This is a genomic window from Methylobacterium sp. 275MFSha3.1, assembly GCF_900108435.1.
Taxonomy (GTDB): domain Bacteria; phylum Pseudomonadota; class Alphaproteobacteria; order Rhizobiales; family Beijerinckiaceae; genus Methylobacterium.
This window is the reverse complement of record NZ_FNWP01000005.1, coordinates 295,919-316,960: the sequence shown is the minus strand read 5'-3', so window position 1 is coordinate 316,960 and position 21,042 is coordinate 295,919. Positions and strand designations below refer to the sequence as shown.

Annotated in this window: 28 protein-coding genes and 1 pseudogene; 14 read left to right on the top strand and 15 right to left on the bottom strand. The window is 63.6% G+C overall.

Annotated features, from left to right (window positions below):
• From BLW78_RS31620 to BLW78_RS07935, 3 genes are all read right to left on the bottom strand, one after another.
• Positions 1-208 (bottom strand): hypothetical protein (locus BLW78_RS31620; protein WP_210186879.1); only part of this gene is annotated, 208 nt, incomplete at its 3' end.
• A 130-nt stretch (positions 209-338) separates the two neighbouring features.
• Positions 339-977, bottom strand: a complete 639-nt coding sequence (locus tag BLW78_RS31615; RefSeq protein WP_210186880.1) for a hypothetical protein — start codon at positions 975-977, stop codon at positions 339-341.
• On the bottom strand, positions 974-1,474 hold the full coding sequence (locus BLW78_RS07935; protein WP_091678266.1) for a hypothetical protein: 501 nt from the start codon (positions 1,472-1,474) through the stop codon (positions 974-976). The genes BLW78_RS31615 and BLW78_RS07935 overlap by 4 nt, the downstream gene beginning before the upstream one ends.
• Between BLW78_RS07935 and BLW78_RS31740 the strand changes: the two genes are divergently transcribed.
• On the top strand, positions 1,473-2,051 hold the full coding sequence (locus BLW78_RS31740; RefSeq protein WP_244526830.1) for a hypothetical protein: 579 nt from the start codon (positions 1,473-1,475) through the stop codon (positions 2,049-2,051). The genes BLW78_RS07935 and BLW78_RS31740 overlap by 2 nt on opposite strands.
• A 19-nt stretch (positions 2,052-2,070) precedes the next feature.
• Positions 2,071-2,589, top strand: a complete 519-nt coding sequence (locus tag BLW78_RS07925) for a hypothetical protein (RefSeq protein WP_139307684.1) — start codon at positions 2,071-2,073, stop codon at positions 2,587-2,589.
• 29 nt (positions 2,590-2,618) lie between these two features.
• Here the strand turns inward: BLW78_RS07925 and BLW78_RS07920 are convergent, their stop codons facing one another.
• Positions 2,619-3,035, bottom strand: coding sequence for a hypothetical protein (locus BLW78_RS07920; RefSeq protein ID WP_043759045.1), 417 nt, complete (start codon positions 3,033-3,035; stop codon positions 2,619-2,621).
• A 1,092-nt stretch (positions 3,036-4,127) separates the two neighbouring features.
• On the opposite strand from BLW78_RS07920, the gene BLW78_RS07915 reads away from it, so the two are divergent.
• Complete coding sequence (locus BLW78_RS07915; RefSeq protein ID WP_091678259.1) at positions 4,128-5,186, top strand: HD-GYP domain-containing protein; 1,059 nt, start codon at positions 4,128-4,130, stop codon at positions 5,184-5,186.
• Positions 5,187-5,469: 283 nt separating this feature from the next.
• A pseudogene (locus tag BLW78_RS31735) lies at positions 5,470-5,696 on the top strand (IS481 family transposase); the annotation flags it as partial.
• 328 nt (positions 5,697-6,024) lie between these two features.
• Here BLW78_RS31735 and BLW78_RS07905 read toward each other — a convergent pair.
• Positions 6,025-6,993: a GlxA family transcriptional regulator gene (locus tag BLW78_RS07905; RefSeq protein WP_091678255.1), complete on the bottom strand. Its 969-nt coding sequence runs from the start codon at positions 6,991-6,993 to the stop codon at positions 6,025-6,027.
• Between the two features lie 199 nt (positions 6,994-7,192).
• Between BLW78_RS07905 and BLW78_RS31730 the strand changes: the two genes are divergently transcribed.
• Both BLW78_RS31730 and BLW78_RS07895 read left to right on the top strand, forming a co-directional pair.
• Positions 7,193-7,537, top strand: coding sequence for a DUF3817 domain-containing protein (locus BLW78_RS31730; RefSeq protein ID WP_280142456.1), 345 nt, complete (start codon positions 7,193-7,195; stop codon positions 7,535-7,537).
• Positions 7,534-7,953 carry a CopD family protein gene (locus BLW78_RS07895; protein ID WP_091678250.1) on the top strand — a complete coding sequence of 140 codons (420 nt, stop codon included), beginning with the start codon at positions 7,534-7,536 and terminating at the stop codon, positions 7,951-7,953. Before BLW78_RS31730 ends, BLW78_RS07895 begins: the two co-directional genes overlap by 4 nt.
• Before the next feature lie 112 nt (positions 7,954-8,065).
• Here BLW78_RS07895 and BLW78_RS07890 read toward each other — a convergent pair whose 3' ends face one another.
• On the bottom strand, positions 8,066-8,326 hold the full coding sequence (locus tag BLW78_RS07890) for a helix-turn-helix domain-containing protein (protein WP_210186878.1): 261 nt from the start codon (positions 8,324-8,326) through the stop codon (positions 8,066-8,068).
• 123 nt (positions 8,327-8,449) lie between these two features.
• Between BLW78_RS07890 and BLW78_RS07885 the strand changes: the two genes are divergently transcribed.
• Together BLW78_RS07885 and BLW78_RS07880 are read left to right on the top strand one after the other, a co-directional pair.
• The gene (locus BLW78_RS07885; protein WP_091678247.1) at positions 8,450-8,749 is read left to right on the top strand and encodes a hypothetical protein; all 300 of its coding nucleotides are present in this window, start codon (positions 8,450-8,452) and stop codon (positions 8,747-8,749) included.
• A gap of 10 nt (positions 8,750-8,759) precedes the next feature.
• Positions 8,760-9,368 (top strand): hypothetical protein, encoded by a 609-nt coding sequence (locus BLW78_RS07880; protein ID WP_091678244.1) that lies wholly within the window; start codon positions 8,760-8,762, stop codon positions 9,366-9,368.
• Positions 9,369-9,554: 186 nt separating this feature from the next.
• On the opposite strand, the gene BLW78_RS07875 is transcribed toward BLW78_RS07880, so the two are convergent.
• Both BLW78_RS07875 and BLW78_RS07870 read right to left on the bottom strand, forming a co-directional pair.
• The gene (locus tag BLW78_RS07875) at positions 9,555-10,628 is read right to left on the bottom strand and encodes a type II toxin-antitoxin system antitoxin DNA ADP-ribosyl glycohydrolase DarG (protein WP_091678241.1); all 1,074 of its coding nucleotides are present in this window, start codon (positions 10,626-10,628) and stop codon (positions 9,555-9,557) included.
• Positions 10,628-11,281, bottom strand: coding sequence for a type II toxin-antitoxin system toxin DNA ADP-ribosyl transferase DarT (locus BLW78_RS07870; protein ID WP_091678238.1), 654 nt, complete (start codon positions 11,279-11,281; stop codon positions 10,628-10,630). Before BLW78_RS07870 ends, BLW78_RS07875 begins: the two co-directional genes overlap by 1 nt.
• Positions 11,282-11,611: 330 nt before the next feature.
• On the opposite strand from BLW78_RS07870, the gene BLW78_RS07865 reads away from it, so the two are divergent.
• Positions 11,612-11,986, top strand: a complete 375-nt coding sequence (locus BLW78_RS07865) for a hypothetical protein (protein ID WP_091678236.1) — start codon at positions 11,612-11,614, stop codon at positions 11,984-11,986.
• Between the two features lie 31 nt (positions 11,987-12,017).
• Here BLW78_RS07865 and BLW78_RS07860 read toward each other — a convergent pair whose 3' ends face one another.
• Positions 12,018-12,692: a recombinase family protein gene (locus tag BLW78_RS07860; RefSeq protein ID WP_091678233.1), complete on the bottom strand. Its 675-nt coding sequence runs from the start codon at positions 12,690-12,692 to the stop codon at positions 12,018-12,020.
• Between the two features lie 466 nt (positions 12,693-13,158).
• On the opposite strand from BLW78_RS07860, the gene BLW78_RS07855 reads away from it, so the two are divergent.
• From BLW78_RS07855 to BLW78_RS07840, 4 genes are all read left to right on the top strand, one after another.
• Positions 13,159-13,488 (top strand): hypothetical protein, encoded by a 330-nt coding sequence (locus BLW78_RS07855; RefSeq protein WP_091678231.1) that lies wholly within the window; start codon positions 13,159-13,161, stop codon positions 13,486-13,488.
• A 16-nt stretch (positions 13,489-13,504) separates the two neighbouring features.
• Complete coding sequence (locus BLW78_RS30915; protein WP_139307683.1) at positions 13,505-14,284, top strand: hypothetical protein; 780 nt, start codon at positions 13,505-13,507, stop codon at positions 14,282-14,284.
• Entirely contained in the window at positions 14,274-14,825 is a 552-nt protein-coding gene (locus tag BLW78_RS07845; protein ID WP_139307682.1) for a PDDEXK-like family protein, read from the top strand. The genes BLW78_RS30915 and BLW78_RS07845 overlap by 11 nt, the downstream gene beginning before the upstream one ends.
• Before the next feature lie 158 nt (positions 14,826-14,983).
• Entirely contained in the window at positions 14,984-15,184 is a 201-nt protein-coding gene (locus BLW78_RS07840) for a hypothetical protein (protein ID WP_091678223.1), read from the top strand.
• A gap of 62 nt (positions 15,185-15,246) precedes the next feature.
• Here BLW78_RS07840 and BLW78_RS07835 read toward each other — a convergent pair whose 3' ends face one another.
• The 6 genes from BLW78_RS07835 to BLW78_RS07810 all read right to left on the bottom strand — a co-directional run bounded on the left by BLW78_RS07835 (position 15,247) and on the right by BLW78_RS07810 (position 19,411).
• On the bottom strand, positions 15,247-16,251 hold the full coding sequence (locus tag BLW78_RS07835) for a hypothetical protein (protein WP_139307681.1): 1,005 nt from the start codon (positions 16,249-16,251) through the stop codon (positions 15,247-15,249).
• A 1,085-nt stretch (positions 16,252-17,336) separates the two neighbouring features.
• Positions 17,337-17,663, bottom strand: coding sequence for a hypothetical protein (locus BLW78_RS07830; RefSeq protein ID WP_091678217.1), 327 nt, complete (start codon positions 17,661-17,663; stop codon positions 17,337-17,339).
• The gene (locus tag BLW78_RS07825) at positions 17,660-17,932 is read right to left on the bottom strand and encodes a hypothetical protein (protein ID WP_091678214.1); all 273 of its coding nucleotides are present in this window, start codon (positions 17,930-17,932) and stop codon (positions 17,660-17,662) included. Before BLW78_RS07825 ends, BLW78_RS07830 begins: the two co-directional genes overlap by 4 nt.
• 10 nt (positions 17,933-17,942) lie before the next feature.
• Positions 17,943-18,161 (bottom strand): hypothetical protein, encoded by a 219-nt coding sequence (locus BLW78_RS07820; protein WP_091678212.1) that lies wholly within the window; start codon positions 18,159-18,161, stop codon positions 17,943-17,945.
• Positions 18,162-18,253: 92 nt separating this feature from the next.
• On the bottom strand, positions 18,254-19,075 hold the full coding sequence (locus BLW78_RS07815) for a hypothetical protein (RefSeq protein WP_091678209.1): 822 nt from the start codon (positions 19,073-19,075) through the stop codon (positions 18,254-18,256).
• A 114-nt stretch (positions 19,076-19,189) separates the two neighbouring features.
• On the bottom strand, positions 19,190-19,411 hold the full coding sequence (locus BLW78_RS07810; RefSeq protein WP_091678206.1) for a hypothetical protein: 222 nt from the start codon (positions 19,409-19,411) through the stop codon (positions 19,190-19,192).
• A 340-nt stretch (positions 19,412-19,751) separates the two neighbouring features.
• Between BLW78_RS07810 and BLW78_RS07805 the strand changes: the two genes are divergently transcribed.
• A complete protein-coding gene (locus BLW78_RS07805; protein ID WP_170855116.1) occupies positions 19,752-20,996 on the top strand; it encodes a reverse transcriptase domain-containing protein in 1,245 nt (414 codons plus the stop codon).
• Positions 20,997-21,042 lie beyond the last annotated feature (46 nt).

Below are 21,042 nucleotides of genomic sequence, written 5' to 3'. Positions count from 1 at the left end.
GCAGCGGCATCGGTTTCAGCGCGTCATGAACTGCTCCGTCGCCTCGAGCCATGGACATAGTCTGCCGCGCGGCTGCTGCGCCGACGGCGTCGGCGAGTGTGGTCCAATCCTCCACTGATCCGTGCCCGCGCTGCAAGATCGCATTGCCCCATAGATGGCCCTGCTCGCGCAGGTACGGCACGTCCTGCCGGGTCAGACAGGCAGCCATCGCGTAACCCTCGACGTCTGACCGAAGCGCGGCGCGTCGCGCTTCCGCGGCAGTTGAGGTGCTGAGAAGGGCCGCGCCGAGCACCGCCGCCCGGACAAGCCGCGTCGGCGAGAGAGGTCGACGATGCATGTCACGGCTCCTCGACGGCTAGGTCCGTCGCCGGGAGCCATCCTACAACGGGCGCCTTGCCGCCTTGGTAGAGCGCCCGTACCCAGCCCTCCCGGCGCTCCAGCACCACGACCGCGTCGTCCGCCACAAGATAAGGGGTCCGTCTCGGGGCTTGGCCGAACTCGGTCCGGAGAGCGGCGCGTCGAGCGGTCACCAGTCCGACACCGCGCCAGTTCTCAAGTCGCACCCCTCGTTCCGGCACCTCCCGCGGCAGGGTGTAGGGCTTGTCTACCATGCTGCCCGCCGTCATCGAGCAGCCGCCATGGTCTTCCACCAGTCTCAGCTCTGCCCCCTCCGCCGTGAAGGTAAGGGTGCCGGCGATGCGCTCCGCCTCGCCTGGGTACCAAGTCTCGAGCGCCGCGCGGGGGCCGGACAGCGTGCCGCGTAGGAGGAAGATGCAGCTGAAGGACGGCATGCCGTTGATCCCGCCGCGCACGTCCGCGAAGACGCCCGATACGCTGCTGCCCCGCACCGCGAGGACGAGGCTGCCGTAACGACCTGATCGCGGTGCAGTCTCTGCCGCCGCGCCGCCGCCCTGGGCAAACGTCAGAGCAAGCAAGCTCGCAGTGCTGCCGCGCTTGACCCAAGTCCAGAGCTTCACAGGTTCTTCTCCAGAACCTTGATCACAGCCTCGACCCGGTCCTTGAAGTCGGCCACGTTCGCGAAGGGGCGCCAGTTCACGTCGAGCACGCCGCCCTCGAACTTCAGGCCGTTTTGGTAGGCCGAGGCCGGGGCGGTCTTCTCGTCATAACGGATGCGAACCGTTTTAAGCTTCGCCCGCAGGGCATCACGGCCCATCTGGTCCTTGGTCACGTCCCGCAAACCCGCGGCCAGCGGTTCGAAGATCGTCGTCTCGAAGTAGCCCGGATCCGCGTAGTACGGCGCGTCACCCGGGATGGTGAGCTGATCCCACGCCACCTCGACCGGCACGGGGAAGCCTGCCGCCTCCTGAACCGCCTTTTCCTGCGCCGGGAAGCGGCCTTCACGATAGGCGGCGATCGCCCGGCGCTCGGCCAGCCCCAGTGTCGGTTCGGCCCAAGCGGCCGACACGCAGAGCAGGAGCGTGGCGGAAGCGAGCGCGTCGCGGCGTGAGAGCATGCGGTCGATTTCCCTCTGGTATGCCGGCCCGGACATCGGGCGCGGGGTGATGGAGCGGATGAGATGGTGGATGCCGCCGCGGCGTCGGGCGCCACCGAACCGGGCCGGTCGCCTCGACGGCGCGGGTGCTGGCCACGGGGACGCGCGCAGGGAAGAAGACGATGCTATCCGCATCGCGCAGCGCTTTGTCACGGTGGCGCACACGCAGGAACAGCCCAGCAAGAAGAGGGATGACATGCCAGGACGACCGTCCGCCCATGCGCGAAGCGTCGCTTCTGTCGCCTTTGCGGCCGCTGCCCTCATGGCTCAGCCGCTGTCGGCCGCACCGGTGAAGCCGGCCGGAGCCGCGCCGAGGCTCCCGGCCGACGCTCAGGCCTACGTGACGCGGCGAAGAGGCTGCAATCACTGGGGTGGCGAGGACGCCTACGACGAGGCTCGTGGTCGGGAGATCGCCGCCGCGGCGAAGGCGCTGCGCTGCGACGCCATCGACGCGGACGAGGCACGCTTGCGCCGCCGCTACGGAAAGGATCCAGCGGTCCTGAAGGCCTTCGACAGAGCGGACGGCGAGAGTGGCTGAGCGCGGCGCGGGACGGCCGGTGAACGAGCCCGTCAGCCGCCGAGTGAGGCGTCTGCTCCACGCGCCTCCCCTCGCGTTGCTCATCGGCCTCGGTCTCGCCCCGTTCTTCATCCTCTTTCCTCGCCTACCCGGCGGGCCGGAGGTCGGCCCAGCGCATGACCCGACCTCACAGCCCTTCGCGTTCTGGGCCGGTGCGGCCTTGCTCGGTGGCCTCGTGGGCACCCTCAACGGCGCGGCCCGACCACTGTACCGCGCTGCCGCGCTCATCTTTGGAGCGTCGCTCCTGTCGGTTCCTGCCTTGCGCCTGGCGCTCATGTCGGGCCTGCCGTTTCCACACAGGCTCGCTGTGTGGCTCGGACTCGATGGGGAATTCGCGATGGAGGCCGATCTATACGAGATCTGGCTGCTGTCGTGGCTCGTCTGCCTCGGCCTGATCGTCGTGGTCTGGCGCGGTCTGGTGCGGATCATACCGGTGCGGCTCGCGGAGGCGGCGGGCCACACGGAAACCACGTCGACCGGTCCCGATCCGTGCCCATAGGCGTGGACCCGGTCAGTGCTGGCGCTGGTTCACTTCCGTGTTGGACGGAGCGGTCCGTAGAAGCCGGTCCATTCCATGCCGAGTGTCTGGGCTCGCCGGGCCAAGATACCGGGCACCGACAGCAGGCTCATCACTGGCGAAGCGAGGATGTCCCGGTCGTTCAAGAGGCGTCCGACCTGTCGTCCCCGCCACCAGAGCAGGCCGAACAGCAGGGCGAGCATCAGGAGCAGGCCCCAGGTCACGAGATCCCACCCGAAGATGTAAAGACCGTAGGGTGGATTGAGGGCCGTACCGAGCCGAGACAGTCCGATGAGGACGATCGGCAACAGGACCAGAAAGCCCAGCAGCTCCAGCGGCAGCCGGCGGAACACGCGTAGAGCTGCGTTCAGATCCTCGACGGACACATAGTCGAGGGACAGCCGTGCATCGTTCCCAGCCCGTGTCATGGAGCCTCCTGGCTTCAACGTTGTCTCCGACGATGAGGTCGCACGACTCTAGGATAAAAGGGACGGGAAGGGATTTCCACCTCTCGGCCCGTCAGCGTGGTGCTGCGCCTGTCCCTCCCATGAGTCCGTGCAGCCTCTCGACGAAGGCTGTCGGAGATCGACCCGACGCAGTCATTCCTGCAGACATCGACGTTTCCCAGAAGCAGACACAATGGTTTGGACCGGTCTCTAGCGCGCTGACGCGGATAGAGAATTCACGCGCACAATAATACGTGCGGGTCTGGGCTGTTGCTCAGACGGCATGAGCGCTTCTCCATGTGAGCGACGCGGCACAGCTGGCTACGATCGCCAGTGACCGCTCTCGCCCGCTCAAACACACCCAGCACGCCCACGCATCGTTCTGCTCTCGGCCGAGCGTCAGTCCGTCTTGAGGTCGCCTACCAGGCCAGCGTCAGCCGACCCACCGAGGTCGCGTCCGCGGCGGGCAGTCTTCTGGCTAACGTTTGATAGAATACTTAATCAACACAGGAATTATCACTAGTTTTAATCCATTTTCCAAGCGATACTATTATCGGCGAGCGATTTTTGCCTCTGAAACGCACGCTTATCGAGTCTATCCCGAGCCTATTTATGTTTTATCAACCATACGACTGAGTTCGGTGCGCACCGCCATAATTGCATTTTGACGTCGGTGCTCGATCGAATTATTCACTAACATCGGTTGGAATTTGAACTATTTAGAGTTGTAGGCGCGACGTGTGCAAGAACAAAAAGTCGAATGATCGTGCACTTTCAGATTGCAGGCGGCCAATCATCAATAACTTTACACCACAGTTTGCTATTAATACTTATGGAGTTTTGTCTTCCCCTTTCCATTCGGAAAAAGACGCGCTTTCAAGGCGATCCAATTCGGCGGAAAGCACACCCAACTTTGCCATGAGACTTGGCCACTGTATTCGACCGTTCTCGATCAATTTATCGACATAAAAGAAAAAATTTAATGGGCGAACACAGCAGCGTGCATCAGGCTGCTGACTGTTCCTCCACCATAAAGCCGATGAAGCGACCGATAGGAAATCTTCAGGAGAAAAAATGAGCGGATTGTTGCTCATTTCGGACGAAATTCAACGGACAGAGCGTTTGGTGAGCGCTCTCGGTCTATATCAGCCATACACGGTCCAGGATCTATATGTAGATACTGGTCTTATGGCGACGCCAGATCTGATTATCGGCGATGTGGCGCGGCTTACCTCAGATGCAATCGTCCGTTTCCAGCGCCTTCTCGAGCCGATGCATGCCGTAGGCGTGCCCTTCCTAATTCTTACACATGGCAACGCTGTGCGGGCCGAAGCCCATGCGCGTCTGCTGGGTGCGAGCGAAACCATCCCGGCTACATCAATGCTAAAAATCTTGAAGGATAGAATTGATCATTTACAAAAACAGGGTGCTTCTGCTATCGCGATCAAACTAGCCGACGAGGCACGCCAGTTCTTTAATCAAAACTTCTTTTCCGGAAGGGCGATCACCCCCGGGTTGGCTGAGGCTGGAACTGTGCTGATCTCTCGCGCAGTGCATGAGGCCGGCATTCGCGACTGGATCCGCGCCGTTCAGCGCTTCGACGAGGCCACGCACCAGCACTGCCTACTGGTGACGGGCCTCGCAGCTGCGTTTGCGACCAAGCTGGGGTTCCGCGACCCGGACGGCTATCAGCTTACCAAAGCGGCGCTGCTGCACGATGTTGGCAAGATCCGGATCCCGCTGGCGATTCTCAACAAGCCCGGTCGGCTGACAGAGGAGGAGACGGTAGTGATGCGCACACACGCAGCGCTCGGCTACGATATGCTGCGGAACAGCGGCTTCTCGCCGGAGATACTGCAGGTCGTGCGCTCGCATCACGAGATGCTAGACGGGTCCGGCTATCCGGACGGCCTGCGAGCGCCCGAGATCCCGGATCTAGTGCGACTGGTGACGATCTGTGACATCTATGGTGCGCTCATCGAGCGGCGTCCATACCGATCGCCGATGACTGGTAGGCAGGCCCATGGCATCCTACGCTCGATGGTCGGCCGGGTAGATGTCGACCTACTCAATGCCTTCCGTCCTGTCATGAACGCTTTCGATCCGATCGAGGCAAACCTCGGGACAGGATGAATGCTTACGGCACTTGGACTCGCGATACTTGGTGCGGTCCTTGGGAGATACTATAGGATCGGATCTCTAATCGCCGCATCATTTCTGATCCTATCGGCGCACGTAATGTGGTCCCTCTACAAACTGAAAATCGACGTGACATCATTTCTGATGCTTGTGTCTAACCTCGCTAGCACTCAAGTCGGCTTCCTGGTGGGTTCCTATCTCTCAAATAATTCGGTTGGACGATGAACGATCGGAGCAGACTTCCGGTCCCGCTGCGTGGTGGCACAACTGATGACGCATGAAGAAGCGTGCTGTGGAGTAGGTTCTCTACGGCGGCGCACGACGACTGAGACGATCCGTCAATCAATCCCAGCCCGTCAAGAAAGCGTAGGGGCCACTGCCAAGCGCTACGGCATACGCGCCACGACGGTGCAGAACTGGCGCTCACACCGGACCAGTACAAATGCGCGGATGGGATCCAAGGAGCGCCACTCCAGCGTGCTTAGCGTGGAGAACGAAGCGGTTAGCCGGGATCATTAAGACAGGCTGAGCCCTAGCTCGGACTCGCACAACTCACGCTCCCATGAATTCTTCGTATGCGTCAGTGCACCAATGAGGAAATTCTTTCAACCCGAGGACTTGTAGGTTTCTCGCCGCCGATCATCCGCTTTCCAAGTGCTTTGGTCGTCGTAGCAAGCTGGCTCGGTCGTCCACTTGGAGCTGTAAGCGAGCACGAAGCCAATGTCCGCTCCTATGGAACTGCATCCCAGAAGCGGACAGACGGCAAACCACCCCAAGCGGCCCTCCCGCTTCCGACCTAACCTCGCCGTCGGGGTCAGCTCGCGCGAACCGATCACCCCGCACGCTTCGATGCCGGCCTTCGCTTGGCGTTGAAGCGTGCCCGGTAGGTCGCCGGACTGACCCCAACCAGCTTGCGGAAGCTCGCCCTGAAGGTGACCGGTGACGCAAAGCCGCTGGCCAGCGCCGCCTGATCGATCGATGCACCGCCGCTCTCCAGCAGTTCCTGGCTGCGCCGGATCCGGGCAAGGAGAAACCACTGCATTGGTGTGGTGCCGGTCTGCTCTTGGAAGCGCCGTGCGAACGTGCGCCCGCTCATGCCCGCGCGGGCGGCCATGGCCCTGATGCTCAGGGGGCGGTCGACGTGTCCGAGCATCCATTCGAGCACGGGTGCTAGGCTGGCGCTCGTGCTGGGCGGCTCGCGGCGGATGAATTGCGCTTGTCCGCCGTCGCGGTCGAGCGGAGCAACTGCGAGCCGGGCTGCCTGCGCTGCCGCCGACTGCCCTAGGTCGCGCCTCACGAGATGCAGGCACATGTCCAGACCCGCCGAGGCACCCGCCGACGTGACGATCCGCCCCTCGTCGACGAAGAGCGTGTTTGGGTCGACGTCGATGGCGGGGTAACGCGCGGCGAGGCGACCCGCACCGAGCCAGTGCGTGGTGGCGCGTCTTCCGTCCAGCAAGCCGGTCGCCGCGAGCACGAAAGCGCCTGTGCAGATTGATGTGACCCGCGCGCCGGCTGTCCAGGCCCGCCGGATGGCTGCGAGCACGGCCGGTGGGACCGGCCCGGTCGGATCCTCGATGCCCGGTATGACGAGCGTGTCCGCCCCGGCGAGCGCGTCGAGCCCATAGGGAACGCGCAACCCGAAGTGTCGTGCGTGCACCTCGTCGGCTTCGCCGCAGACCCGAACCTCGTAGAAGGCCCCGCCGTCGGGTCCCGCAACGCGGTCGAAGACCGCGCACGGGATCGAGAGGTCGGCCGCGACAACCCCATTCAACGCCAACACGCCGACAACGTGAGCCATTAAAGCGATGCCCTCCGATCCACCCATCCGTAGGAGATCCGGCTGTTGGCAGAAAGTGATCGGTAAACGTCCTCTCGGCCACTCACACCGCTCCTCGCCCATCCGATACTTCGGACCGGCACTCGAGGGGGGATGCAGTTTGGACGCGGATCGTCGGCAGCATCGACGGCACACTCGGCCGCACACGCGGGGGCCGAACATCTCGAACGTAGAAGGTACAGAGGCCGATCCGGGGCAACTGCGCTGGCTCAGGATCGCCGCTGTGGCGGAGGCGACGACGCTGCTGCTCCTCGTTGGCGTAGCGGTGCCACTGAAGCACTTCAGTGACTTGCCGCTGGCGGTCCGCATCCTCGGGCCGATCCATGGCTTCGCCTTCGTCGCCTACCTCTGGCTGATCCTCCAATCCCTCGGTGCCGGCCTAATGTCGCGTAGCGTGGCAGCTCGGCTCACTCTCTGCGCGCTCATCCCCCTGGCCGGCTATCTCGCGGCTCACCGTCTCGCCCACCGCACCCCGGATCAGTTCTATCGGGGGCCCGGAAGATGACCCTGGCTGACGCCTATCCCTGGTTCAAGGCGTTGCATGTGGCATGCGCGCTGCTGTTCGTCGGCGGCGTCGTTGCGAGCGGTTTGCTCCTGGCCGCCGGGCACACGGCGACGGACCTGGACCGGATCACGCCGGTCGCGATGGTCCTGAGGCAATGGGATCGGACGGTCACGGTGCCGGCGATGCTGTGTGTGTGGGCCTTCGGCATCGGGCTGGCCGTGTCGGGCGGCTGGTTCGCCTTCGGCTGGCTCCAGGCGAAGCTGCTTCTCGTCGTGATCCTGTCCGCCATCCACGGCCTGCAGTCGGGACGGATCCGGCGGCTCGTCGCGGGGCAAGACTGCCGATCATCACCGACCTCGGCTCTCATCGCCCCAGCCGTGGTCGCGATCGCTATCCTTGCCGTCATCAAGCCCTGAAGAGACCGGGCCGCAGCGACGTTCGCTCTCGCATATCGATTGCCCTGAAGCAGACCGTCGCAAAACCACCCAATGCAGACCCCCCGGGTCGCCGCCAAGCATCAGGTCGCAATCACGAGCCGGCAGCCGGATCCTCCAGCTCCCGGATGCGCGCGATCACTACGTTCCCATCGTCTGGCGGCAGCACGAGGCCGCGTCCCTCCAGCGCTTCCCGGATCTTCATCAGGCTCGATCCGAACGCGCGAGCCGGGACCCCGTCCTCCAGCTCCAGCCGCTTAATCGTGGCCGACGACACCCCGGACGCCTCCGCCAACTCCTTCACGGACCACCGCAGGTAGCCGCGCGCCATCCGGATCTGCGCACCCGTGACCATGTCCTCAACCTCTTACGCCGTTCCGCTAGAAAGATGAGCTAAATTGGCTTGTCACGGCGGCCACGATGAGCCATATTAGCTCAAGAGCAACCCGAACGGAAGCTCTTAGGAGCTAGACCTTCGATGGCCCACCGGACGGTTTCTTGGACCCGCATTGACCGCGCCGGACAGGACAGCCGCCCCGCCATCGCCGCCGGCCTCCTTGGTGCCCGAGCGCAGGTCCAGATGGTGGCGAGGTCCCGCCGCCTGCCTCTCATCACCGCGTCCGGCGCCTTCGACCGCTCCGCCATCATGACCGCCGCTGCCGTTGCCGCCACGGGCCTACAGGAGCGGTTGGGCATCTCCCGGCGCGAGGCCCTGTCCACCGCCCTGAAGGCCGCTTGGCAGGCCGCCAAGATGGCTCGCACCCTCTCTGCTCACTAGGATCCGCCCCATGGCCGAGAACACCACCGCCGTCCCGCCGAACCTGGGTGCCATGGCAAACCGCGACTACACCCGCCGGGCGGCTTACGAGCACCGCGCGACGGTCCGCAGGGTGATGGAGCGTGGCGCCCGCGGCCATGCCGCCATCGCGGCCGAGCTGAATTGGCTCGGCACCCCCTCCAGCAACGGCCGCGCATGGAGCGCACGGTCCGCCGCCCTGCTGCTCAAGCGTCTGGGGGTCGATCGACAGGCGTGGGCCGAACGGGACCTGGAGGCGTACCGCGAGCCCATGGAACGCCTGTGGTGGGAGGAGTGCATCCGCACTCGGCCCCAGCTCGTCATCGCGCTGGAGCGCATGGCGGTCCGCACCGCTGACGGCCGCCCCTGGACCGTGGCACGGGTCGGCAAGCTGATCCGGTTCCTGGGACTCGACTGGTCAGACGGCGCTCCGATGCTCCGCCGCGGCGACAGCGTGCCGGAGGTGGTCGAGGTGCCGGGCGTGGCCGAGCTGATGGCCGCGATCGAGCCGCAGCCCGCCCCGCAGGAGGTTGATGCGGAGGCGCCGGCCGAGCTGGAGCCGCAGGAGCCAAAGCCCCGCCGCCGTGCGATCCGGCTATAAGGGCCGCCATGATGAAGCTGGCAACCGCTCTCGCACTTGCTCTCGCCGCGATCGGGACGCCCGCTTCAGCACAGGCGCCCTGAAATGAGCTGCAAGCCGTCACCATGGCATCGGCTCTAGTGTTCGTGCCGACCTACTGCACAGGCTGGGGAGTGGATGTGAACCGCTAACGCCAGCTCCATCGACTTATGCAGAGGCGGCCTGAGACGTCAGGCGCTCTAGAGCGAGACCGATCATTCGATCGTCGAAGATGCGCATCTTGCGTTCTGCCGCCTTTGATCCGCCGGGCCAAGCGCGTAGGCCAGCCCGAATGCTGTCGACTCTCGGATCTGCCCCCTCACGATGCAGCAGCCAATCGACGGTAGCGAGAAGTTCCATGCCGAATGGGCTCTCAAAACCATCAATCAAGTCGGTTATGGCGTCCAGGACCGGAAGGTACTCCTTTGCATAATTCTGGAGGTACGTAGCGACGTACTCTCGCCGTTCGAAGTCGAACGAGATTGTGTCGAGCGGCGTCGCGTCACCCAGTCGCTTGTCCGACTGGAGGTAACTTCCATCGAGCCCGTTCAGTAGGTGCCGCAGCCGTTCGGCATAGGGACCGTAACGGTTTGCTGCGAAGCCGAGCTCAAGTGGGTTGTCGACGCCGCGAACCTCAAGCTGACGCTCAAACATGTACGCAAGCTTGTGAATTTCTAGCATTGTGCATTCGAAGCCGAGGACGCTGTAGCGCCGAATAAGATCAGCGATCAGTGCGCGAGCTGGCGTGAGTTTCTGCACTCCTTCCCGCTTCGCGACGGCCATGTACTTAGAAGTCGGCTCGTAGACGATCACGTTGATGTCGGGCAGGTCCCGGAAGGCTGCCTCAATCTTCGGGCGCACATCGCTCCAATCCAGGCCGCCGTTTCCACTCCCCAGCGGCGGGAGCGCGATCGACCTAACGGTATTCGCGATGAGAAAACGCTTCAGGTCCTCAAGCCCTTCGTCGATCCACTCGATCTTGGATGGGTTGCGCCAGTGCCGCTTGGTTGGGAAGTTCACGATCCAGCGCGGCCCGACCAGATCGGTGCGCTCAGTCACAAACATGCGGCCGACCTGCACCTCGCCAGCCTTGCAGGCCAATTCGTACTCGCGGGTGTTCTCCGGGTAGGCCTCCTTGAACATGAGCGCGATGCCCTTGCCCATGACACCCACGGTGTTCACGGTGTTCACGAGCGCCTCGACCCGTGCCTCCAGAAGGTTGCCCTGCGTGAACTCGATCATCAGAAATACCAACTCGGCCGGAGGGCGATCGGCAAACGGAGATTTCGCTGATCCACAAGAGTCTTGGCGTAGTCCTGGGTCGCAGCGCATGAACAGCCGATAGCCCGAAGGCTCTGCACCGGCAGGACTTGGTGAACAAGCGCCTCTGCCATGTACCGCTCCTGCTTTCGCGGGTCCTCCGGGTCGCGAGCAAAATCTTTAGCTCGAAGTATTCCCCAGTCAATCACATCGAGGTCCGCCAAATCCCTGAAGAATTCCGCGCCGGACGCGGACGCGTGGCCGCCCGTGAAGAGAAACGGCAACCCGTCTCTTGCAACTATATGGAGTGAAGTGAGGAGTATTACAATCTCCTCGTTGGCCCTGCGGATTACGCCGTTGCGTCCGGTCTTTATATTCAAGAGCATGGGCGATAGCGGCGTAAAATAGAACGGCACGTAGTCACTCAAGACGCCCCTCGGAGGCTCCGGAACAGCTTGCCGGTTTCGCTTCTCGATCAAATCAGTCAGCCCGATCGGGACGAACCCTGGATCGCGAACGGGGCTGTTGCGACAATGCACGCCGTGATCAAGGATCCACGGGAGGTTGTTGCGATGGGTGATCCGGAAGATCAGCCCCCGCTCCGGTGTGAGATCAATGATGCCTCGGTCAACCATGGATCGGCGCTCGCTGACAGCTAGCCGAGGTCAGCCGGGATCAGCTTCCGGGAGTGCCATGCTCGCCCAGCGTCGAGCGCTACCCTCGCCGCCAAGGATACCTTTTTCGCGGCACGGATATGTCTGGCTTCTGGCTTGTGGGCATTATTCTCATCCCATAGCCAACGCTTATGCCGAGGGTTACCCCTTGGATTGGCGCGCCCGATCATTCCCCGGATCCTCCGTCCGCAGTGAGCCGCACCCCCGGACCGCCGCCATTGGCCGGGATGAACTCGACTCTAGCGCTTCAGGTTTGGCACCTCGTTAACCCCGTGCCGCTAGCCCGCCGCCATGTCAAACCTCTCGGCCGCGGCCGCCTCCTGGCGCGACCAAATCGAGCGCCTGTCCGAGCACGCCTCGCCGTGTCGGTATCTGACCCCGACGAGATGGGCCGCGATGCGGGCGAACGCACTGGCCTTCATCGACCAGCACGGCGCCGAGGCGCATCGGCTTGGCTGGACCGCGGAGCAGCTCTTCGGCGTCCACCCGGAGCACGGCAGCCTGCGCGTGGACTACTGCGGGGTGCTGATGGTGGTGAGTGAACCGGCGAAGGGCGTCGAGGCGCAGCGGATCCTGTTCGAGCGGCTGACCGGCTACCGGTACAAGGTCGGGCAAGTCTGGGGTATGCCAGTCTGGGAGTTCGCCAAAAAGGGCGGGGGTCGGTGAGCTACCGCCTCCTCGCGCAGACCCTCTGCATTCAAGTCTGCGCTTCAATCCGGCGGATTTGGGTCGGCCCCCAAACGCCGCCCCGCGCGGTAGGGATGCCTCGGGCGTTCAAGGCGTCCGCCACGGCCTGGAGGGAGGTGGCACCGGCCGAACGGATCTCGGCGATGACGGGGAGCAGGTTCGCAGCTCGATCGGCTGCCTTGCCCTGCCGGACCGCGAGGGAGGCCGCATAGCCCCGCGGCGCAATTGTCGGCATGTGGCCGCGGTCCCCGCCGAGCTTCACTCCACGGGCCTTCGCAGCCGCCAAGGCCGCCTTGGTGCGGTCGCTAATGGCCTTGGCCTCGTGCTCCGCCACCGCAGCGAGGATGTGCACAGTCAGCCGGTTGGCTTGGGGGAAATCCACCGCCACGAAGTCCACCCCGGCCTCCATCAGCGCGGACACGAAGGCGACGTTGCGGGCGAGGCGGTCCAGCTTCGCGATCATCAGGGTAGCCCGGTGGAGGCGGCAGAGGCGAAGGGCCTCCGCGAGCTTAGGTCGGTCGGCGCGCTTGCCGCTCTCAACTTCGATCACCTCCGCCACCAGCGACCACGTCCCGCCATTCAGGTGTCCGCGGACCGCCGCTTGCTGCGCTTCAAGGCCAAGGCCCGATCGTCCCTGCCGCGCCGTCGATACGCGGTAGTAGGCAACGAACCGGCCTTCAGCCATCGCGGTCCCCGTGCATTCCGTTTGTCACGACGCTCGCTGTTGCAAACGTCATGGCCTTGTCCTAGACCATCTCCAGCGTGTGTGCAAACCTAAAATGCACCGCGGTTTCACTGGAGGGTGTCGGAGTGGGCAAGGCGATGACAGCAGGGGCGCGGGCCCTACTTGAGCAGCCGCGGACCGGGACGGCTCCGCCGCCGGGCTGGAGGCCGCCGGCCCTGCCCAGGGGCAATCCGGAGCGTGCCGGAGCTGTCGTCCGGGACAAGGCGAACGCGAGAGCGGCCGAGTTGGCACCCGTGATTGAGGGGCTACGGGCGGACGGCTTCACCACCGTTCGGGCATTGTGTGCCGAGCTGGCCGCCCGCGGGGTCCCTACGGCCAGGGGCGGGCAGTGGAATACGCGGGAGGTGCAGCGACTCCTTGAGCGGATCAAGTTGCTCTAGATCGCGTTCTACAACCTGGAGGATCTATGAGCGCAGTGGGCGTCGGCACTCTCCGCCTGGAAGGGCGCTACATGCGGGCGGAGCACGAGCTGCCACCCATCAATTTGAACTATAGCTCGATCAGATATCGAGATGCAGAGTTCAAGGAGACGACGGGAGCGCGGGGCGACGTGATGCGGTCGGTGATCGCTCAACCATTCCTAGAGGTCGCTGGACTCCCGGTCGATTTCGAGCCGGCAAAGCGCGACTGGACGCACATCATCTGCTCCATGCTACCGAAAGGCGAAGGGGAGTTGGTGGACATCGTTCCGCTTGGTGGCGATCGGGCGTGCTTTGTCGTCAAGTACGATCACTAGCGCGACGGTTTGATTGTTGACTACCGTGACCGCAGGACGCTTCATCGTCTTATCAGCGTTGCTGGCGGGAACAGTCGGTTATGTTCTGACATCCCATGAAAATGCGCTCCCCGGGGTTGATCCGGACTTAGGCCAGCTCGCCCCTATCAAGACGACTGTCACAGATCAGACATTGATCGCTCCCGTGGAGCTGGGTTCCCTGGAACGGTGTGGTTGCAAGCTTACGGACGCGACCAACTACCGCCAACCTGACGGCTGCCGGCTCAAGGTGAAGCCCAATCTCTTAGGCGTTGCGGGCTACCTCAAGACAGGCGATCGGGAGGTGGACAAGCGTCCCCCGCCCTGGAGGATCAGGGAGCTGAAGCAGACAGGCCCCGAGAAGTGGGACGGCTTCCTTGGCCGGAGGACGGCTAGATCGCCCGTGCGTGTCACCGACGTCCAGCTAGAGGGCTCTTACACGCCCTTGAAGGGCCGGCTCCAGGTCCAAGTCACAGATAAGGGGGTGAACTCCGGACAGGCGTTCTGGGTCAGCCTCCAGGACTTCGACCCTGTACCCTGGTGGCAATGCTCCGCCGACAAGGCGGTGGAGCACTCCGCGATCATAGCCCGCCCCAAGCCAGGAGTTCGACCTGTGACCCTGGAGGGCAGGTGGATCACGAAGGCCGCGCCGGAGCGGCTGTGGTGCTGGACGTGGGTCTCCGGAAAGGGCGTCTACTGCGACCCTGTCGGGAGAAAAGACGGCGGATCGTTCGAGCCTTGGATCTACCAGCCAGGGGACCTAGAGATTGTCTATTGAGCAGCCATCCCATGACACCGGCACGGGGCGAGCCGCGTCTAAGCAGGTGTCCAAGGCACGATCGAACGCGGGCAACACTCACATCGCAGGCGAGATGTTCGTAGCGGCCGAGCTGGCGAAACGCGGCTATTCGGTCTCGCTCACGATGGGCAATGCCAAGGCCGTTGATCTATTCGCGGAGCTAGACGGCCGCGCCATCTGCGTCCAGGTGAAGGCCCTTGCGCACAAGCGGAACGTCGGCTGGCCGCTACCCTTCGACAAAGCTAAGGTCCTGCCCAATGTCCTATACGTGTGCGTGGTCCTGAATGAACTTCATGAGCCGCCGACCTACTACATCCTGCCGCCGGAGAAGGTTCTACAGCACGGCAAATGGTACGATACCCGAGCCATCCTCGACATCGCGCGCATCCGCGATCTGGGCTTCCGAGACGCATGGCACCTCATTGATGCCGCCCTTCAGAAGCCCGGACACGGGGTGCAACCGGTGGCAGAGAATTTGACGCCTTCCTTCCAAGAAGCGTCCACGCAAGAGACGCCTTGATAGCAAGCCGTCGAGACGCATGGCGATCAAGCCGTCTGCCTGGATCGTACCAGTCGAGCCGGCGAAATTTGCCGGTTTGGGGCCTTATCGGCCGTCAAAATCGCCCGGTCGCTAAATACCGGAGCAGGGAATTTCCCCTCCCAACCGGGAGTATCCCCATGAACTACCAACTACTTAGCCCCAAGTCCCTCGTCGCCCTCCATCAGGGCATCCACCGCGCCCTAACCGCTGATGACGCCCAACCGCCGCACCTGCGAGAGTACGGGGTCAGGCTGTTCCGTCACTGGACGGTGCATAGCCATGCCATCGAAGCTGCGTTGGCGGCGAAGGGCGTCGTGTTCATTCCGACCGGCCTCTAAACCAAGTCCCCGTCGCGTCGCCTGCCGCACAGGCGGCGCGCCATTAACTCCGTGCCCGAGTTCTAATCGGCTCGACGGTACTCCTGGATCAGCTCGATGATCTGGTCATCGAGATCCCGCAGTGGCGTCAACAAAGAGATGGCCGTGCGGTTGATCCCGTCCCGATCGACATGCCGCAGGAGGCCGCCTTCAAAGCTGTAGCGATAATCCTTCTGATCACGGACGAAGCTCCATTCCGACAAGAGCTTGAAGCTGGCGTCCGTGAAGAAGTCCTGCCCGGCCTCGTAGATCGCCACCACTTCTTCGAGCTGGCGAAAAGACGCCTCCATTCTGAGGCGCCTACGCTTCATCAGCGGGAGGCTTAGTCGGTCGGTATGCGGGACCATCTGTACCAAATCGGTCATGTTCTTCATGGCCCCCTCGATCGCAAGGACCACGTTCAACCGATCGAACCCGGAGAACATCGCCGCGCCGTGCAGCTTAGCATACGGTACCTCCACCCATTCGGGATCATCGGACCGGCGCTTCCGCACCCGCTGGTTGATGACGAGGTTTCCGCCGTGCCGGATGGCGGCTTCCTGCGCCCGGGAGGCGAGTTCCCCGAGGTTTGTCCGGAAGCCGATCAGACGGTACGCCAGATCTTCCACGGGCCTGATCCAGGCGCCCAGCGCCGCCTGCATCGGCTTGTAGATCGGTGCGAAGCGATCGAGGCGGTGAAGCTCGTATTGGCGGTCAACCCGCTCTTTCATCCGCTTCTCAGCAGATGCCCAGCTCTCACCGAAGGCATCCGCGCCGCACTTGCTTCCCAGCAAGATCCGGTCGCCCTTGGTGGTCAGGGCGGTGAAGCCGCGCGCGTGGTGGTGCCCCTGGCATGAGGCGCAGTAAATCTTCTCGACGGGGAAGCCTGGGAAGTTGTAGATGTTGAGGACATCGAGCAGGCCCACCCCTGGATCGATGCGGTAGGCTAGTCCCGTCTGCTCGCGGGGGTCGTCTAGGACAAGCGCCTGACGGCGAAGATCGTGGTCATTGAGTTTGGCTGACAACCAGAACCCCTTGGCATTCGGCACATCATTGTGCGCGAAACATAACGGTTGGGTTTGCAATGCGCGTTGTCAAGTTCGAGGGCCGCTAATTCCCCACTTATGCGCAGGGGCAGTCGAGTTTTTCGTACTCAATTGCCCCGCAACCCGTTCCTTCCCTGGAAATCGCTAGCTCATCCCGTTCCGGGACAGTGCGTCCGACACTCGCCAATCGCTAAAGCTAGACCGTTCCCGCGATGCCCCGGCCGCTCCCCCACCACCCTGGACCGTGATCCGGGGTGACAAGTCTTTCGCAGCAATGGCAGCACAGGACGCCGCGATTGCTGCGGTGTTCGCTTTTCGCGAAAGGCACTGAAAAATTCGGGACGTGTGGGCGTGCTGGGCAGTAGATGAGGAGCGTCAGAACGTCTTTCGCACCCTCAAGAACGCGGAAAGTTGGCGAAGCTCTATGCGCTTGTACTGCCCGGATGCTCTATGATCAGGCGGACATAGCTAGAGCGGGCGGACAGGTCGCCGCGATATGCTTCGGTCGCCGATCTCGGACCGCTCTACGTGTTGGTTCGGGGGGCTGATCCCCGATCTCCAGCAGCAGCTCGTCATAGAACCGCATCATCGTCCGCGGCCGGATGCGCCGGCCCGGATAGAACGTGTCCCGGACGTTTGTCTGGTGGGTGCCGACGTAGAGGTGATCGGGATGGCACACAGCGGATCGTCGCACCGATGGCAGGCAAAGTCCGAACCCTGAAGGGGCTGGTCAGCGGACATCGTCAGGAACAACCGCGCGATGCTGGTCTCCGTGGACAGGCCGCTCGCCATGTCGATCCGGGCGAATGGCCGCCGGATCGAGTTCGCGTATCTCATGCACCCGCAGGCGGTCCGCGAGAGTTTACGGAGGTGCCGTTCGCATTCGTCGTGAGTGACCACCTCGGAAGACCAGCTCGGGGCGATTTGATGCTCCAGGCGGAAACGGAGGCGGGGAACGATGATGGACATGGGCAGGCTCCCGCGCCGGCCCATTAGGGTCACGGCGGCAATAGGGCGGGGACTGCCCGGCGCTTCGGCCCAGAATGCCCACTCATTTCAGGATAGTCCCAGCGTGGGGCCGGGGGTGATCAGGTCCACGTGGTGCCGGCTTGGTGCCGCCACTTCGTGTAGTTCGGTGCTTCCGGGGGGGGGCGCATCCATACCTGCCCGGGGACAAGCTCAGCGCGTTCCCGTTCTGCCGCGGATGCCGGCCGGCCGTGCATGCGCAGATAGGCTTCGCAAACCTGGAACAGCTCCGCGGCCTGTCGGCGGGTGTAGGCGGCCACGATGAAGGTGACGATCGCGCCACCCTCCCACAGGTCCACCTTGTACGGCTTCGGCTCGCCGCGGCCTTCGCGGGGCAACGGCGGCGCCCGGAAGCGCCTCCGGATGGCGGGTGCCGCGGGCTCGATCACGGGAGTGCCCTCCGCCGCCGGACGATCCGGCCTTCCGGCGGGACCGGAGTGGGAGCTGCCACGGGGGCAGGCTCCGCCTCGATCTCCAGGGCCGCGCGGCAGGCCGCCACGTGCGCCACAAGCCGTGCCCGCAAGTCCGGGACGGTCTGCTGGTAGTGGGCGGCCAGCTCCTCAAGGGAGTGACCGTCCACCACCATTGCCGACAGGAAGCCGGAGCAGAGCGCGAAGTTGCTGGCCGCCACCTCCCCGCTACGGGGTGCCCGGATCATCAGGCCACGCCTAGACGATCGTTCCGTTGGCGCGGCCCGCATTCAGGCGCCGCATGTTCGCCGTGGACCGTTCCTGGGCGATCTCGTCGTCCAGCTTGTCGAGCCCCAGGAGCATGTCCTTGTAGGCCCTTAGATACGCGGCAGTGTTGTTGGACGCCCCGGTATTTGAGGCGGCACTCGCGGCCAAGGTGGCGGCAACGATTTTGTTGATCTCGGGTCCGGCAAACATGGGGGTTACTCCTTACGCACACACAGCCGGATCGCCCGGCCAATGATCAGCTGCACCCCCGGGCAGACGGTCCGGTGGTGCAGCAGGTTCTCTCAGTCTTCGCCCGTTGCGGCGCGGCTCGGCGTGACCCGGGTGATGCCCAGCGAGTTTTTTGCCGAAGTGACGTGGCCCTTATTGACCAGCTCGGCGTAGCCGGCTTGGGCGGCTGTCAGGGGGATGTCGATAGCCCGGGACAGGTCCGGTCCGGTGACCGGCACAGCCTGCTGGCCGTTGGCCTGATACTTCGCAACAATGTGCCCCAGCGCCATCAGGGCCGCATCGGACAGCGACGGGTCCAGCACCTTGAGCACCCGGACGCGACCGCCGGCCTTCTGCACCTGCACACGCTCGGCATCGGCAAGGGCAGCGTTCTTGCGCGCCAGCTCGCGGGCTTCCGCCTCGCGACGACGCTGGGCCTCGACCGATGCGGGGACGGCGCAACCGGGTCCCTCCTGTACGGCCTCCTCGGCGACCTTGGTGACGCGGTCGCGCTTCGCCTCGGACCGGAGCATCACGTTCAAGGTCGAAGGGGGAGCCGCCGCAGGGGCCGTGGTGGGCGGGGCGGCGGGGGCCGCCTTCCGGACCGGACCGCGGATGGCCGCGGTGCAAGCCGCGATACCGTCCGTCATCGCTTTAAGGACGGCGGTCAGATCACCGGAGGCCGCGGTGCGCGTCGCCCGTGTGGACAAACCTAAATCCCCACCCGGTTTCACTGGGATAGCCTCTTGGAGGCCCTTCGCAACGGCCTCGATCACGGGCCGGGTGTCACGAAACAGGAAGTTCCCATTCGTCGCTACACGGTTCCGCTGGGCTAGCTCGGCGGCGCTCTGGGCCTCAATCGCGCACTTCCGCGGCTGGATCGCACTCAGGTTCATGATGAAAGTCCCCTCGGTTAGCTATTGGATCGGCTCCGCGGGATGCGCGGCCCGGGTGGTGGTCGGTTTGAGCCGCGCTGTCTGGAGGGGGCAGACGCACGGCGGTGGGAGCGGTCAGGCCGCCGCGCTGGATTGGACGGCCTCGCGGCGGCGCTCGCGGACCCGCGGCATTGGCTCGCCTCCGATCTCAGCTACGGCGCGCGCGACGGCTTCGCGAATGAAAGTAGCCCTGGAGCAGTTCCGGTCCGCGTTAGCGCGACGATGGCGCGTGACCGCTTGATCCAGCTCCGCAACAAAGCTGTCGCTGACTGCAAAGCTCAACGTGCGCACGGCCATCACAATCTCCGCTGTCGAATAACTTCACTAGATTGCTCAGCATAGTCAAATATATCGACAAAGTCAACGTAACCTGTTGACTAATTGCGGCTTGTGAGAAATAAAAAAGACCCCCAGGCACAAACCTGGGGGTCTTTAAGAATTTTGAGCGTGATCGCGTCTTGCCGGATCAGATCGCGCTCTTCATCGCAAACCGCGTTTTTGCGGCTATGCCCGAACTATAGGGTGTGGCGGCGACGCGCGTCAATGATCGTGCGTCGAGATGTTTGGAAAAGACCTCTCTGGGCCATCCAGCCCCCTGGTGCAACCGGTTTCACTGGGCCGGGGCTTGATGACGCCGGTGGTGCGCATCGCGACGCCGGCTCAGCGCAAGCGGGGCAAGGCGGCAAAGCGGCACGAGCGGAAACTGCGGGAGCGGATCGCCCGGCTTGAAGCAGAAGGCCAGCACCGGCAGGCGAAGCGGCTGAACCGGATGTACTGCAAATCCTTTGATACCAAGCTGGTGGCAGCAACGGACGCCAACAAGAGGTTACCGGCAGGCCAGAGAGCCAAGAGGGCAGAGCTGCACGAGATCGCAGCCGGCATGGACCTCCGGCAGACACAGGGCACCGCCACCTTCCGAGCCGAACCGAAGAAGAAGGGCTATCGCCCAGTCGTGAACTTCGACCTTCGCGGCCGGACTGCTCAACTCGTGCTGAAGAGAGCGGCCAAACCCTTCATCAAGATCAGACCGGACCAATACGCCAGCGATGGCGGCCAACCGGCAGCATGTCACCGGATCATCGAACTCGCGGCCCAAGGCTACGCGTGGTTCGAGGAAATAGACGTGCGCAGTTTCTACGCCTCGATCATTCCAGAAGGCGTAACCGAGCTTCTTGGGGACCTCCCCAAGGAGATGACGGAAGCCAACACACTCGCAAAGAGGGTCAGGGCATCCTTCATGAAGACTGCGAGGGACATCCCCTCTGACGACCTATGCAAACTTCGCAATGAGGTCCGAGCTGGTATCCCGCAAGGCTCCGCACTCTCCCCGCTAGTGGCAGAGGCGGTGATGTCGAACGTACTCGATCAAGCGACGCAAGGGGCTGATTGGCCCGATGTGCAACTTGTCGTGTTCGCCGACAACATCGCCGTCCTCGGCCGCACCAAGGCGGATGTAGAGGATGCGGCAGAGAACCTTGCGGGCGCGTTTTCACGCAGCCAGCTCGGACCCTTTAATTTGCATCGCAAGCCTGCACGGTCGATCAACCAAGGGTTTGACTTCTTAAGCACACGCTTCATCGCTCGTAATCGGCGCATCAGGGCCGAAGTAGCGCCAGCGGCGAGACTGAAGCGCATTCACTGGCTCTCGATCAAGCTCAAAGAGAGCGCGTCCATGAAGGAGATCAGGAGGCGGATGCGGAGTTGGGGCGCCGCGATGGGCCTGTGCAAGGGCGGTCGCTCTCTGACGAAAGCCGTGCAATGGGCGAATACCGTCTTGAGCTACGCCTTGTTGCACAAGTTGCGAGGCCGGACCTTGCTCGCGCAGGCGAACTATCACCATCGGGCTCTCCACGAGCCGGGCTTCATACACGCACACGGGTGATCCCAGACGGCCCAGATCGGCTTGCCGACTGCTACACAGCGATGCT